Genomic DNA, 214 nt, shown 5'->3' with positions numbered 1-214 from the left:
CCGCGCGGTCCGCGGCTGGTGCCAGAGCACGTCGGCGTAGAACTCCCGCCACGCCAGCTCCTTGCGGTACGTCGCCGCGCCGGCGCTGCGGCGCCCCGCCAGGTCGGCCAGGAGCTGTCGGGGGTGCACCTCGCCGTACTTCAGGTGCACCGACATCCGTGAGGTCCCGTCCGTGCCGGGGACGTTGCGCTCCTCGTCGTAGTCGTCGACCCGG

At 73.8% G+C, this 214-nt stretch carries 1 pseudogene; it reads right to left on the bottom strand.

Annotation, left to right across the window (positions count from 1 at the left end):
- Positions 1-214, bottom strand: a pseudogene (locus QWY28_RS24125) (deoxyribodipyrimidine photo-lyase); the annotation flags it as partial.

Origin of the sequence: Nocardioides oceani, assembly GCF_030412965.1 — a bacterium.
Classification (GTDB): Bacteria; Actinomycetota; Actinomycetes; order Propionibacteriales; family Nocardioidaceae; genus Nocardioides; species Nocardioides oceani.
The sequence above is the reverse complement of the archived record's forward strand: the minus strand, read 5'-3'. Positions and strand labels throughout refer to the sequence as shown.